Here is a 12,890-nt window from a genome sequence, read left to right on the forward strand (position 1 = left end):
GGTCTTTCTCTGAGGCCGCTGCTTTGATAGCGCCGTCCCAGATGACTTTCACTCGCCTTAAGGGAGGCCGGGATCTGGTCGATTCCGGGAGTCGTAGTGTCTTGCCGATAGCCAAAAAATAAAACGCCCCGAACACTGTCGGGGCGTTTCATAGGTCAAGCTCAATCAGCAGAACACTTACCGAAACGCCGGCACCACATGCTTGATAAACAACTCCAGCGACTTCTTCTTCTCCTCATGCGGCAAGCTGTTGTCACACCAGAAACTGAACTCATCCACCCCCAGTTCCTGGTAGTACTTGATCCGCGGAATAATCTCTTCCGGCGTACCAATCATCGCCGTCTTGTGCAAACTCTCCAGCTCAAACTCCGGACGCCCGGCAAACTTCTCTTCCGGGCTCGGCGCGAGGAAGCCATTGACCGGCGTTTCCTTGTTACCAAACCACGCATCGAAGGTGCGATAGAAACGTGAGATCGCTTTCGCGCCGACTTTCCAGCCATCCGGATTGTCAGCGGTGTGCACGTGAGTGTGGCGCAGCACCATCAGTTGCGGACGCGGCACATCCGGGTTGTTATCCAGCGCAGTCTGGAACTTGTTCTTCAGGTCGAGGACTTCTTCGTCGCCCTTCATCAGCGGCGTGACCATCACGTTGCAGCCGTTAGCCACGGCGAAGTTGTGCGAGTCAGGGTCGCGGGCGGCGATCCACATTGGCGGGTTCGGCTGCTGGATCGGTTTTGGCACGCTGGTGGAGGTGGGGAATTTCCAGATGTCGCCGTCGTGGGCGTAGTCGCCTTGCCACAGGGCGCGGACCACCGGGACCATTTCGCGCAATGCCTGGCCGCCAGATGAGGCAGGCATGCCGCCGGCCATGCGATCGAATTCAACCTGATAGGCGCCACGGGCCAGGCCGACTTCCATGCGGCCGTTGCTGATCACGTCGAGCAACGCGCATTCACCGGCGACGCGCAGCGGGTGCCAGAACGGCGCGATGATGGTGCCGGCGCCGAGGTGGATGGTGGTGGTTTTGGCGGCGAGGTAGGCGAGCAGTGGCATTGGGCTTGGCGAGATGGTGTATTCCATGGCGTGGTGTTCGCCAATCCACACGGTGCTGAAACCGCCGGCCTCGGCCATCAGGGTCAGTTCGGTGAGGTCTTCGAACAGTTGGCGGTGGCTGACGCTTTCGTCCCAGCGTTCCATGTGGATGAACAGGGAAAATTTCATGACGCTTCCTCGGATCTTTTGTTGTTGAGGCTACATGTGGGAGCGGGCTTGCTCGCGAAGGCGGTGTAACAGCCGGCATCTATGGCGACTGACAAGACGCCTTCGCGAGCAGGCTCGCTCCTACATTTGATTTGCATAGGGCTGGAGGTTTTGATCAGGCCAGGACGGGCAGGGCGCCCATCTTGCCGTGGCAATACACCAGCGGGCCGGTGTGCTGCTCGGGGACGATCAGGTTCTTCACCGCGCCGACCATGATGGCGTGGTCGCCGCCTTCGTATTCGCGCCACAGCTCACACTCGATGATAGCTGTCGCGTTGGCCAGTATCGGGTTACCCAGTTCGCTCAAGGTCCACTCGATGCCTTGCGCCTTGTCCTTGCCTTTGCGGGCGAAGGCGTAGGCTTCGCTTTGCTGGCCGCCGGACAGAACGTGGATGGCAAAGCGTTTGTTTTTGATCAGTACCGGGTAGGAGTCAGAACTGTAGTTGGGGCAGAACAGCACAAGCGCCGGGTCCATCGACAGCGAGCTGAATGCGCTGGCAGTCAGGCCGACAATCTGACCGTCATCGTCCAGGGTGGTGATGACGGTTACGCCGGACGGGAACGAGCCCATGACTTGTTTGTAGATGGCGGCATCGATCATTGGTCGGTCCTCGGGTGATGTGTTGCTGTTTTTATGTGTTTGTTGGTCTGATGGTATACCAGTATTCGATCTTTGCAAGGGCTTTTCAGCTGAACCGATAAACGTGCCGCGTTCGTCGGAAACTCAGCATTTACGGGGCTTTCGACTGGTCTGCAAGCCGCAGTTTCAGTAAGGATGGCGTATCAGTTGACGTCGCAAACTACGGATCAGTCTTGTGAATTGTTTGGAATACCATAATATGGTCTGCATCTGAGGGGCGGCCAGAGAGTCCCCCCGGTTTGGCTTCATACAACGATAAGAACAGACAAACTCGAGTTCATGCATATGTCCCAGATGTCCCGGCAAGATCCGTTGATCGAGAATCATACGGTCGACTACGTCCCACTCGCGGAACGCCACGGGAAGGCCCGCGACCTGTTCACCCTTTGGTTCAGCACCAACATTGCGCCACTGCCCATCGTCACCGGCGCCATGGTGGTTCAGGTGTTCCATCTCGATTTGCTTTGGGGGCTGCTGGCGATTGCGCTGGGGCACCTGATCGGCGGTGTGGTGATCGCGCTGGCGTCGGCGCAAGGCCCGCGTATGGGCATTCCGCAAATGGTCCAGAGTCGCGGCCAGTTCGGTCGTTACGGCGCGCTGCTGATCGTGTTCTTCGCCGCGCTGATCTACATCGGTTTCTTTATTTCCAACATCGTCCTGGCGGGTAAATCCATCGTCGGCATTGCGCCGTCGGTGCCGGCGCCGCTGAGCATTCTGATCGGCGCACTGGCGGCCACGGCGATTGGCGTGATCGGCTACAACTTCATTCACACGCTGAATCGCATCGGCACCTGGGTGATGGGCAGCGCGTTGCTGGCCGGGTTCATCTATATCTTTGCCCATGACTTGCCGGCGGACTTTCTCACTCGCGGCAGTTTCAACCTGTCCGGCTGGCTGGCGACGGTGTCGCTGGGGATCATCTGGCAGATCAGTTTCTCGCCGTACGTGTCCGATTACTCGCGTTACCTGCCTGCGGACATTGGCATTGCCAAGCCGTTCTGGGCGACTTATCTGGGCGCGACGCTGGGCACGATTCTGTCATTCAGCTTCGGCGCCGTTGCTGTGTTGGCGACCCCGGAAGGAACCGAAGCGATGGTCGCGGTCAAGCAGTCGACCGGTTGGCTGGGGCCGATTCTGATGGTGTTGTTCCTGCTCAATATCATCAGCCACAACGCGCTGAATCTGTATGGCGCGGTGCTGTCGATCATCACCTCGATTCAGACTTTCGCCAGCCAATGGACACCGAGCATCAAGGTGCGCGTGGTGTTGTCGAGCGTGGTGCTCGCGGGTTGCTGCGTGGTTGCGCTGGGTGCGTCGGCGGATTTCATTTCCGAGTTCATCGGTTTGATTCTGGCGTTGCTGCTGGTACTGGTGCCGTGGGCGTCGATCAACCTGATCGACTTTTACCTGATCAAGCGCGGCTGCTACGACATCGCCTCGATCTTCCGCGCCGATGGTGGGGTTTACGGGCGCTTCAACCTGCACGCGATCATCGCTTATTTCATCGGCATCCTCGTGCAGTTGCCGTTTGCCAATACTTCGCTGTACGTCGGGCCTTACGCCAATCTGGTTGAGGGTGCGGACCTGTCCTGGCTGGTCGGCCTGGTGGTCACCGTTCCGTTGTATTACTGCCTGGCGACACGCGGCCAGACTGAGCAGAGCAGGGCGGCGAGGTTGGGTTACACCGACTGAGCTGATCCGCTTCAGCACAATGCCCGGCCATTCGCCGGGCATTGTCGTTTCCGCATCCCGGCGGTCATTCAAATTGGCCACATCGATCCCCTTTTGGCCCATCCCCCACTGTGCTCCAGCTACGCTGTCAGCAAGAATCAAAACCATAACCAGACGCTGAACCTTTTTTACCCTTGGCTACCTTTACAGCCGCTGCCGTGTACAGAACATAAAAACCATCGAACTCACGCTGCCTTTTGGGGAACAACCATGGTCACGATGAAACGCATTCTGGGAGCCACTGTGTGTGGGCTGACGCTGCTGGCCGGGGCCGTCCAGGCTGAGCAACGCGAACTCCGCGTGTACAACTGGGCGGATTACATCCTGCCGTCCGTGCCCAAGGATTTCGCCGCAAAAAGCGGCATCAAAGTGACCTGGGACACCTTCGACACCAATGAATCCCTGGAAGCCAAACTGCTCACCGGCAACTCCGGTTACGACCTGGTGGTGCCGTCGAACCAGTTCCTCGAAACGCAGATCAAGGCTGGCGTGTTTCAGAAGCTGGATAAATCGAAACTGCCGAACTGGAGCCACCAGGACCCGGAACTGTTGAAACTGCTGGGCAAGAACGATCCGGGCAACCTGTACGGCGTCCCCTACATGGTCGGCACCGTGCTGATCGGCTTCAACCCGGCCAAGGTCAAGGCGGCACTGGGCGACAACGCGCCGGTGGACAGCTGGGATCTGGTGTTCAAGCCGGAGAACATGGAAAAGCTCAAATCCTGCGGCGTGGCCATGCTTGATTCGCCGACGGAAATCCTGCCCCTGGCCCTGCATTATCTTGGCCTCGACCCGAACAGCCAGAATCCCGCCGACTATGAAAAGGCCAAGGAGCTGATGCTCAAGGTTCGTCCGTACGTGACCTACTTCAACTCGGCCAAGTACATGACCGACATCGCCAACGGCGACATCTGCGTGGCCATCGGTTACTCCGGCAGCTTCTACCAGTTCGGCAACCGCGCCAAAGAAGCCGGCAACGGCGTAGTGGTTGACTGGCGCTTGCCGAAGGAAGGCGCGCCGATCTGGTTCGACACTTTCGCGATTCCGAAGAGCGCGAAAAACGTCAGCGAGGCCCACGAATTCCTCAACACCTTGCTCGACCCGAAAGTGATCGCGCCGATCAGCGACTTCCTCGGTTACCCGAATGCGAACAAGGATTCGATGCCGCTGATCAACAAGGAAATCACCGGCAACCCGAACCTGACGCCGACCCCGGAAGCGCTGAAAAACCTTTACGTTGTGCAGCCGTTGCCGCAGAAACTTGAGCGTGTGCGTACACGGGCGTGGACCAGCATCAAGTCCGATAAGTAACCACCACCGCAATCCAAATGTGGGAGCGAGCCTGCTCGCGAAAGGGGAGTGTCATTCAACTTCGATGTTGACTGGTCCGACGCCTTCGCGAGCAGGCTCGCTCCCACAGGGTTTTGTGCGGTGTCATTCAGTGCTGCGTTCGCTCTCTCTGGTGGTCAATAGGCTCAGCAAAACCGAACTCAGGATGACCCCGCCCACCACCGCCAACGACCACTCCACCGGCATGTGTAGCCACGGCATCAACACCATCTTGCCGCCGATAAACACCAGCACAATCGCCAGCCCATACTTGAGCAAGTGAAAGCGGTCAGCCATGTCCGCCAGCAGGAAATACAACGCGCGTAATCCCATGATCGCGAAGATATTCGAGGTGAAGACAATGAACGGATCAGTCGTCACGGCGAAGATCGCCGGGATGCTGTCCACCGCGAACATCAGGTCACTGGCCTCGATCAACACCAGCACCAGAAACATCGGTGTGGCCCAGCGCACGCCGTTTTGCAGCACGAAAAACCGTTCGCCATGAAACCCGCTGGTGATGCGCATATGCCCGCGCACCCAGCGCAGCAACGGATTCTTGTCCAGGTCCGGTTGGTGGTCGGCAAACACCAGCATCTTGATCCCGGTGAAGATCAGGAACACGCCGAACGCATACAGCAGCCATTCAAACTGCGACACCAGCCACACCCCGGCAAAAATCATCACCGCGCGCATCACGATCGCCCCGAGCACGCCGTACAGCAGCACCCGCCGCTGTAACTCCGGCGGCACGGCGAAGTAACTGAAGATCATCACGAAGACGAACATATTGTCGATCGACAGCGACTGCTCGATCAGATAACCAGTGAGGAATTCGAGGGTCTTCTCCCGCGCGATTTCAGCGCCGAACGCGCCGTGCAGATACGACCAGAGCAGCGCCGCGAAACTCAGTGCCAGCAAGCACCAGGCGATGACCCAGGACAAGGCTTCGCGCACTGATACCCGATGCGCCTTGCGCCCACCGAAGACAAACAGGTCCAATGCCAGCATGGCAAGCACGAAGACGATGAAGGCGGCCCACATCCACGGTTCGCCGATATTGATGTTTGTGGCTGGCATGTCACGCTCCCTGTCTATTCTTCGATTGGGGTCAGACGAGGCCATGCTAGCGACGGGATTGCCGCAAAGAAAAATCGTTTATTTCTGCGCAACAGTTCGATAAAAACGAACTATCCACCCTCGTTAACAGCTCGGGCACTTTTTACGGAGCAATGTTTTCAACGATGAATACCGACATTCTCGAACCTCAAGCGGTGTGCAGTCCGATCACCAGCAGCGCGATTTTCATCGTCGCGACGTTGAATCCGGGGGCTGAAGCCGCGCAAACCGTCAAAGACTGGTGCGGCGATGTCGCCGGGCTGGTGCGCTCGGTTGGCAAGCGTGTCCCGACCGGCAATCTGACCTGCATTTGCGGCTTTTCCTCGAACGCCTGGGATCGCCTGTTTGGCCATCCGCGCCCGGCGTCGCTGCACGGTTTTCGCGAATTTGGCGGGGAAGGGCGACATGCCCCGGCAACCCCGGGTGATCTGCTGCTGCACATTCGCGCCGATCAAATGGACCTGTGTTTTGAACTGGCCACGCAGATCATGGCGGTTCTCGGCGATGCGGTGACCGTGGTCGACGAGGTTCAGGGTTTTCGCTATTTCGACATGCGCAGCATCATCGGTTTCGTCGACGGCACGGAAAACCCGGTCGGGCGCAAAGCGCTCAATTTCACCATCGTCGGTGACGAAGATCCGGGCTTCAGCGGCGGCAGTTACGTGCTGGTGCAGAAATACCTGCACAACATGACCGCATGGAACGGCTTGAGCGTTGAAGCGCAGGAACGCGTGATTGGTCGCACGAAACTGTCCGACATCGAGCTGGATGACGCGGTCAAACCGAGCAACTCGCACAGTGCACTGACCACCATTACCAACGCACAAGGCGAGGAAGTGAAGATCCTCCGTGACAACATGCCGTTCGGCCGACCGGGAGCAGGGGAGTTCGGCACCTTCTTCATCGGCTACGCGCGCTCGCCCGAGCCGATGGAGCAGATGCTGGAAAACATGTTCGTCGGCAAGCCACCGGGTAACTACGACAAGTTGCTGGATTTCAGCACGGCGGTTACCGGCAGCCTTTATTTCGTGCCGTCAGCGGACTTGCTGGAAGAACTGGTGGATCGCTGATCAGCGAAAAAACTCCCCCGGCGTTTCACCAAACTGCTGTCGAAACGCCGCGATAAACGCCGACGTCGAGTCGTAACCACAGGCCAGCGCAACATCGGTAACGCGTTCACCTTTCTCCAACGGCGTCAGTGCACCAAGCAGGCGCAAGCGCTGGCGCCAGGCGCGGAAGGTCAGGCCGGTGTCGCGCAGAAACAGACGGGTGAGGGTCTTCTCGGTGACGCCGAACTTCTCGCTCCAGTGGCTCAGCGTGGTTTGCTGTTCCGGATGGTGTTCCAGGCTCTGGTAGATCTGCTTTAAGCGGGCGTCTTGCGGCAACGGCAACATCAGGTCGATCTGCGGCGCTTCGGCCAGTTGATCGAGGATCACTTGGGCGAGGCGTCCATGCGGGCCGCTCTGGTCGTATTCCACCGGAACCTGACTGAACGCGCGGATCAGTTCCCTGAGCAGATCGCTGACGCCGAGCACGTGACAACGCTTGAGCGCCCATCCGGCAACGCTGCAGTCGATGTACAGGCTGCGCATTTCCGTGTGCGGCGAGCTGAACACCCGATGCGGCACGCCCGCCGGGATCCACACCGCGCGCTCCGGCGGGGCGACGAAGCGGCCGACGCTGGTCTGGATTTCCAGCACACCCTGAATCGCATAGGACAACTGCACCCACGGGTGGCTGTGGCGCCGAGTCAGGGCGCGATTGGGCAGCGATTCGGTGCGCCCGTAGAGTGGACGCGGCAGGCTGGGCAGCCCGGGAATGCTGCGACGGACGCTTTTGTCATGTCCTTTAGGCGGCATCTTGTGGCCCTTCGGCGTTAGTCGGTAATTGGCAGTCACGTTAGAGTCGTCGGCACGCACTGGCAACCCCCGGATGAACCGACCATGACTCGCCCACGTTTTTTGCCCGACAACTTCACCCTGACGCTGATCGGCGTCGTGTTGCTGGCCAGCTTCCTGCCGGCCAGCGGCCAGGTCGCCGTCGGCTTCGGCTGGCTGACCAACATCGCCATCGCGCTGCTGTTTTTCCTGCATGGCGCCAAGCTCTCGCGCGAATCGATCATTGCCGGCGCCGGACACTGGCGCCTGCATTTGCTGGTGTTTGGCCTGACGTTTGTCCTTTTCCCGTTACTGGGCCTGGCGCTGAAACCGCTGCTGTCACCACTGATCGGCGACAAGCTGTACATGGGCATGCTCTACCTGTGCGCACTGCCGGCCACGGTGCAGTCGGCGATCGCGTTCACTTCGCTGGCGCGGGGCAATATTCCGGCGGCGATCTGCAGCGCGGCGGCATCGAGCCTGTTCGGGATTTTCCTCACGCCGCTGTTGGTCACGTTGCTGCTCGACGTCCACGGTGATGGTGGTTCGACGCTGGATGCGATCCTGAAAATCAGCGTGCAATTGCTCCTGCCATTCATTGCCGGACAGATCGCCCGGCGCTGGATCGGCGCGTGGGTCGGACGCAACAAGAACTGGCTGAAGTTCGTCGATCAGGGCTCGATTTTGCTGGTCGTCTACGGCGCGTTCAGCGAGGCCGTCAACGAAGGCATCTGGCATCAGATTCCGGTCGTTGATCTGCTGGGATTGGTGGTGGTCTGCTGCATTCTTTTGGCGCTGGTGCTGCTGGCGTCGACGTTGCTCGGCAAGGCATTCGGCTTCAGCCAGGAAGACCGCATCACCATTCTGTTCTGCGGTTCGAAAAAGAGCCTGGCCACCGGCGTGCCGATGGCGCAGGTGTTGTTTGCCGGCAGCACCATCGGCGTGCTGATCCTGCCGTTGATGCTGTTCCATCAGATCCAGTTGATGGTCTGTGCGGTGCTGGCGCAGCGCTACGCCAAGCGCCCGGAATCGGTGCCAGAGCTGATGGCACAAGTCGATCCATGATTCCGACTCGGGTCTATCGGAGCGCTGATGACGAAGTATTAGCCCGGTTGCACCGCGAATGCAGGTGGTCGCAAGGCGTCTTTCAGGCGCTTAGCTGAAACGTGCACCACGCCGCACTGTCGTTGCGCTCCTTTACTCCCACGGGTGCTCCGTCGTGGTAGATACGAACATCTGTAGTGGGCGAACGACTCCCTTTGGCGTTATTCGCGACGTGTACGACTGTGCGACCGACAGACAGAGCACGGAGCTTGGCACCGAGAATATGCCAACGGCCCATCAGTGAGTGGGCCGGATTCACCAGAACGTCAAAAGGCAGTTGGATTTCAGCTTTCGCCAAACCATCGGTGTTGAAGGCGTTGATTTCACCGCAGAGTATGAATGAGACCTCACGATGGCGGATCTTGAACGTCCGGCCCTGAAAACTCGATTCCAGTTGTCGCAAGTTTTCAGCGTTTGGGGCTTGAGCAAAAATCTGCTTTGGCATCCCGATGATTTCCGTCGGGGAAACGAGCCAGGGAGTGACTGATTGCTTCTTTCCCGACTCCAGGAAAACCTTGGTGCCGGGGTGGAGTACTTTCTGAATGGCCGCTGCAGCAGGAATGTTTTCTGCGAAGCCTGGCAGTACAACGAGGTCTGAACGAAGGGTCGATATCAGGTCGACAATAGACTGCGGTGTTGCGCTGTTCAACGGTGAAATGGCTGTGATTTTCATGCCTTTTTCTTCCTGAAATTATTGACGGCCAGTCCAGTGACGACGGTGTTTTGCCACTTCTCGACGAGCAATGCTCTACGGCAAAGATCGGCGCTGATTGGCGCTTGGCACGAGGCGGGCACAACGTTACAACACCGCGCTGCACCGTTGCCAGCAGCGATTGCACTTCATACGATGTCGTCGATCAGAATGTGGTTTACCCCACGGCTGCACTGCTCGATGCGCGCCTCAACCTTGTAGACATCGCGCAGCATCTGTTCGGTGATCACCTCATTGCTCGGGCCGCTCCCCTGACTGGTGCCATCAGCAATCACCAACACCTGATCGGCGAAGCGCAACGCCTGATTCAGATCATGGATGGCAATGAACACAATCACCTCGCGTTTGCGCGCGAGGCTGCGCATGAAGTTCAGCACTTGCACTTGTCGATGCATGTCGAGGGCGCTGGTCGGTTCGTCCATCAGTAGGATTTCCGGTTCGCGCACCAGCGTCTGGGCGATGGAGACCAACTGCTGCTGACCGCCGCTGAGTTCACCAAGGTTACGGAACGACAGCCCGGTGATGCCCAGCGCGGCGAGAATCTCGTCGACCAGTTTCAGCTCATCATCATGGACCACCCAGCCCGGCGTCAGTTGCTTGCGCGCCAGCAGCACGGATTCGTACACCGTCAAACGCGCACTGGCATTCAGGCCTTGCGGCATGTAGCTGATGCCGCTCGAGCCTTTTTTCGAGCCCTGCAAAATCACCTGCCCGGGGCCATCGATCAGCCCGGCCATACGTTTGAACAACGTCGATTTGCCGGCCGCATTGGGCCCGACCACGGCCACCACCTGACCGCCAGAAAACGTCGCCGTCGAGACACCACGAATGATCTCGCGCTGACCGTAGCGTGCGCCGAGATTTTCCAGTTGCAGCGTCACCATGAGTTTTTCTTCCCGCCGAGAATCAGTGAAATGAAGAACGGTACGCCGATCAGCGAGGTGACCACGCCGATAGGGAAAATCGCACCGGGGATCAGGGTCTTGCTGACCACCGAACTGGCCGAGAGAATCAACGAGCCGGTGAGCAAGGAGGCCGGCAAAAAGAAGCGCTGATCTTCACCGATCAGCATGCGCGCGATGTGCGGCCCGACCAGTCCGATAAAGCCGATGGTGCCGACGAAGGCCACGGGAAACGAGGCGAGCAGGCTGACCATGATCAGCGTCTGAAAGCGCAAGCTGCGCACGTTGATGCCGAAACTGGCAGCCTTGTCGTCGCCCAGGCGCAGGGCGGTCAAGGCCCAGGCGCGTTTGGCGAAAATCGGCAGGGTGATCAGGATCACCAGGCAGATCACCCCGAGTTTCGGCCAGGTGGCTTTGGTCAGGCTGCCCATGGTCCAGAACACCACGGCAGCGACGGCTTGTTCGGTGGCGAAGAACTGCACCAGCGCCAGCAGCGCATTGAAGGTGAACACCAATGCGATGCCGAGTAGCACGATGGTTTCGGCAGTGACGCCACGGCGCATGCTCAGAAAGTGAATCAACAGCGCCGAGAGCATGGCCATGATGAAGGCGTTGAGCGGCACCATGAATTGCGCGGCCAGCGGGAACAACGCCACACCGAAGGCCAGGCCCAGCGCCGCGCCGAAACTGGCGGCGGCGGAAATACCCAAGGTGAACGGACTGGCCAGCGGGTTGTTGAGGATGGTCTGCATCTGCGCGCCGGCCAGCGACAGCGCCGCGCCGACCGCCACTGCCATCAGCGCCACCGGCAGACGAATGTCCCACATCACCACGCGCACTTGTGGAGACGCGCTGTCCGGTGAAAACAATGCGCCAAGCACTTCGCTGAAACTGTAACTCGCCGGGCCCAGTGCCAGATCGAGCAGCACACTGCACAGCAACAGAACCACCAGCCCGGCGAGGATCAGGCGTTTACGCAGCACCAGTCGCCGATAGGTTTCGCGCTGCACCTCGACGGTGTCGGTCAACGAACTCATGGTTTGACCTCAGGATTACGCAGGCTGACGAAGTAGCCCGACTCATACGGCACGGGCAGAAAACGCTTGTGCAGTTCGCGGAATGAGGCGTCCGGGTCGAGATCGGCAAACAGCTCCGGGTGAAACCATTTGGCCAATTGCTGAATGGCCACGAACTGATAAGGGCTGTTGTAGAACTGATGCCAGATGGCGTGGAAGGCTTGTGTCTCCTGAGCCTTGATCCCGGCGTAGGCCGGACGCTGCGTATACCACGCGAGTTTTTTCCGTGCCTGGTTCATGTCGGCGCCGGGCCCGACACCGACCCAGTGGCCACCGGGTGCAAAGGCTTCCCAGTTGGCCGTGGTGACCACCACGTGCGCCGGATTGGCGACGATGACCTGCTCGGGATTCAACTGGCCGAACGTGGTCGGGATGATCCCCCGGGCGATGTTGTTGCCGCCGGCCATGTCGACAAACAGACCAAAGTTCTCGTTGCCGAAACTCAGGCAGCAATCGTCGGTGTAGCCGCCAATGCGCTCAATGAACACGCTTGGACGCGGTGGGTGCTGTTTCTCGATGACGTCGGTGACGCGGTGAATCTGCTGGTTGCGAAAATCAATGAAGGCCTCGGCGCGTTGCTCTTTACCGAACAGTTTGCCGAACAGACGCATGGTCGGTTCGGTGTTCTGCATCGGGTTGTTGCGAAAGTCGACGTACACCACCGGGATGCCCAAAGCGTCGAGCTTCTCGATGTAGCGCGCATCTTCGGTGGCGTGCTGCGCTTCGATATTGAGGATGATCACGTCCGGACGCTGCGAGATCGCTTGTTCGATATCAAAGGTGCCGTCTTCAAAGCCGCCGAAGGTGGGGATCCTGGCAATGCCGGGGAATTTGCGCAGGTAGGCGTTATAGGTGTCCGGGTCCGACTGGATCAGGTCCTTGCGCCAGCCGACGATGCGTTCGATCGGATTCTGTGTGTCCAGCGCGGCGACCAGATACAACTGCCGGCCTTCACCGAGGATGACCCGTCTGACCGGCAGATGCACCTTGACCTTGCGCCCGAGCAGATCGGTCACTTCGGTGCGCGCCGTATCCGCTTCGGTGGCGTTTGCATTGCGCGGCGCCAGCGCAGACAGGCTCAGCAGTCCTGCCAGTAACAGTGCAGCCAACGCGAGGCTGCGTCGATCGAAAATCACCATG

Annotated in this window: 12 protein-coding genes; 4 read left to right on the forward strand and 8 right to left on the reverse strand. The window is 59.2% G+C overall.

Annotated features, from left to right (window positions below; genetic code table 11):
- Positions 1-177: 177 nt before the first annotated feature.
- Both CCX46_RS12240 and CCX46_RS12245 read right to left on the reverse strand, forming a co-directional pair.
- On the reverse strand, positions 178-1,221 hold the full coding sequence (locus CCX46_RS12240) for an LLM class flavin-dependent oxidoreductase (RefSeq protein WP_095120371.1): 1,044 nt from the start codon (positions 1,219-1,221) through the stop codon (positions 178-180).
- Between the two features lie 154 nt (positions 1,222-1,375).
- Positions 1,376-1,861 (reverse strand): flavin reductase family protein, encoded by a 486-nt coding sequence (locus tag CCX46_RS12245; RefSeq protein ID WP_003225754.1) that lies wholly within the window; start codon positions 1,859-1,861, stop codon positions 1,376-1,378.
- A gap of 324 nt (positions 1,862-2,185) precedes the next feature.
- On the opposite strand from CCX46_RS12245, the gene CCX46_RS12250 reads away from it, so the two are divergent.
- Positions 2,186-3,592, forward strand: coding sequence for a purine-cytosine permease family protein (locus CCX46_RS12250; protein WP_127926859.1), 1,407 nt, complete (start codon positions 2,186-2,188; stop codon positions 3,590-3,592).
- 249 nt (positions 3,593-3,841) lie between these two features.
- Positions 3,842-4,942: a polyamine ABC transporter substrate-binding protein gene (locus CCX46_RS12255; protein ID WP_127926860.1), complete on the forward strand. Its 1,101-nt coding sequence runs from the start codon at positions 3,842-3,844 to the stop codon at positions 4,940-4,942.
- Between the two features lie 123 nt (positions 4,943-5,065).
- Here CCX46_RS12255 and CCX46_RS12265 read toward each other — a convergent pair whose 3' ends face one another.
- Complete coding sequence (locus CCX46_RS12265) at positions 5,066-6,040, reverse strand: TerC family protein (RefSeq protein WP_127926861.1); 975 nt, start codon at positions 6,038-6,040, stop codon at positions 5,066-5,068.
- Positions 6,041-6,204: 164 nt separating this feature from the next.
- Here CCX46_RS12265 and CCX46_RS12270 point away from each other — a divergent pair, with 164 nt between their 5' ends.
- Positions 6,205-7,149, forward strand: coding sequence for a Dyp-type peroxidase (locus CCX46_RS12270; protein ID WP_127926862.1), 945 nt, complete (start codon positions 6,205-6,207; stop codon positions 7,147-7,149).
- On the opposite strand, the gene CCX46_RS12275 is transcribed toward CCX46_RS12270, so the two are convergent.
- Positions 7,150-7,938, reverse strand: coding sequence for an AraC family transcriptional regulator (locus CCX46_RS12275; RefSeq protein WP_095050072.1), 789 nt, complete (start codon positions 7,936-7,938; stop codon positions 7,150-7,152).
- Positions 7,939-8,022: 84 nt separating this feature from the next.
- Between CCX46_RS12275 and CCX46_RS12280 the strand changes: the two genes are divergently transcribed.
- A complete protein-coding gene (locus CCX46_RS12280; RefSeq protein WP_110720925.1) occupies positions 8,023-9,021 on the forward strand; it encodes a bile acid:sodium symporter family protein in 999 nt (332 codons plus the stop codon).
- A gap of 82 nt (positions 9,022-9,103) precedes the next feature.
- Here the strand turns inward: CCX46_RS12280 and CCX46_RS12285 are convergent, their stop codons facing one another.
- The 4 genes from CCX46_RS12285 to CCX46_RS12300 all read right to left on the reverse strand — a co-directional run bounded on the left by CCX46_RS12285 (position 9,104) and on the right by CCX46_RS12300 (position 12,889).
- Positions 9,104-9,733, reverse strand: a complete 630-nt coding sequence (locus CCX46_RS12285) for a hypothetical protein (RefSeq protein ID WP_116029146.1) — start codon at positions 9,731-9,733, stop codon at positions 9,104-9,106.
- Between the two features lie 167 nt (positions 9,734-9,900).
- Positions 9,901-10,656: an ABC transporter ATP-binding protein gene (locus CCX46_RS12290; protein WP_127926863.1), complete on the reverse strand. Its 756-nt coding sequence runs from the start codon at positions 10,654-10,656 to the stop codon at positions 9,901-9,903.
- Positions 10,650-11,711 (reverse strand): FecCD family ABC transporter permease, encoded by a 1,062-nt coding sequence (locus tag CCX46_RS12295; protein ID WP_077573294.1) that lies wholly within the window; start codon positions 11,709-11,711, stop codon positions 10,650-10,652. The genes CCX46_RS12290 and CCX46_RS12295 overlap by 7 nt, the downstream gene beginning before the upstream one ends.
- A complete protein-coding gene (locus tag CCX46_RS12300) occupies positions 11,708-12,889 on the reverse strand; it encodes an ABC transporter substrate-binding protein (protein WP_127926864.1) in 1,182 nt (393 codons plus the stop codon). Before CCX46_RS12300 ends, CCX46_RS12295 begins: the two co-directional genes overlap by 4 nt.
- Position 12,890 lies beyond the last annotated feature (1 nt).

This window comes from Pseudomonas sp. RU47 (assembly GCF_004011755.1).
In the GTDB taxonomy this organism is placed as follows: Bacteria; Pseudomonadota; Gammaproteobacteria; order Pseudomonadales; family Pseudomonadaceae; genus Aquipseudomonas.

What these genes read in the sequence shown, in the direction of transcription:
- CCX46_RS12240 (WP_095120371.1), bottom strand. Translation starts at nt 1,221, where the DNA reads ATGAAATTTTCCCTGTTCATCCACATGGAACGCTGGGACGAAAGCGTC.
- CCX46_RS12245 (WP_003225754.1), bottom strand. Translation starts at nt 1,861, where the DNA reads ATGATCGATGCCGCCATCTACAAACAAGTCATGGGCTCGTTCCCGTCC.
- CCX46_RS12250 (WP_127926859.1), top strand. Translation starts at nt 2,186, where the DNA reads ATGTCCCAGATGTCCCGGCAAGATCCGTTGATCGAGAATCATACGGTC.
- CCX46_RS12255 (WP_127926860.1), top strand. Translation starts at nt 3,842, where the DNA reads ATGGTCACGATGAAACGCATTCTGGGAGCCACTGTGTGTGGGCTGACG.
- CCX46_RS12265 (WP_127926861.1), bottom strand. Translation starts at nt 6,040, where the DNA reads ATGCCAGCCACAAACATCAATATCGGCGAACCGTGGATGTGGGCCGCC.
- CCX46_RS12270 (WP_127926862.1), top strand. Translation starts at nt 6,205, where the DNA reads ATGAATACCGACATTCTCGAACCTCAAGCGGTGTGCAGTCCGATCACC.
- CCX46_RS12275 (WP_095050072.1), bottom strand. Translation starts at nt 7,938, where the DNA reads ATGCCGCCTAAAGGACATGACAAAAGCGTCCGTCGCAGCATTCCCGGG.
- CCX46_RS12280 (WP_110720925.1), top strand. Translation starts at nt 8,023, where the DNA reads ATGACTCGCCCACGTTTTTTGCCCGACAACTTCACCCTGACGCTGATC.
- CCX46_RS12285 (WP_116029146.1), bottom strand. Translation starts at nt 9,733, where the DNA reads ATGAAAATCACAGCCATTTCACCGTTGAACAGCGCAACACCGCAGTCT.
- CCX46_RS12290 (WP_127926863.1), bottom strand. Translation starts at nt 10,656, where the DNA reads ATGGTGACGCTGCAACTGGAAAATCTCGGCGCACGCTACGGTCAGCGC.
- CCX46_RS12295 (WP_077573294.1), bottom strand. Translation starts at nt 11,711, where the DNA reads ATGAGTTCGTTGACCGACACCGTCGAGGTGCAGCGCGAAACCTATCGG.
- CCX46_RS12300 (WP_127926864.1), bottom strand. Translation starts at nt 12,889, where the DNA reads ATGGTGATTTTCGATCGACGCAGCCTCGCGTTGGCTGCACTGTTACTG.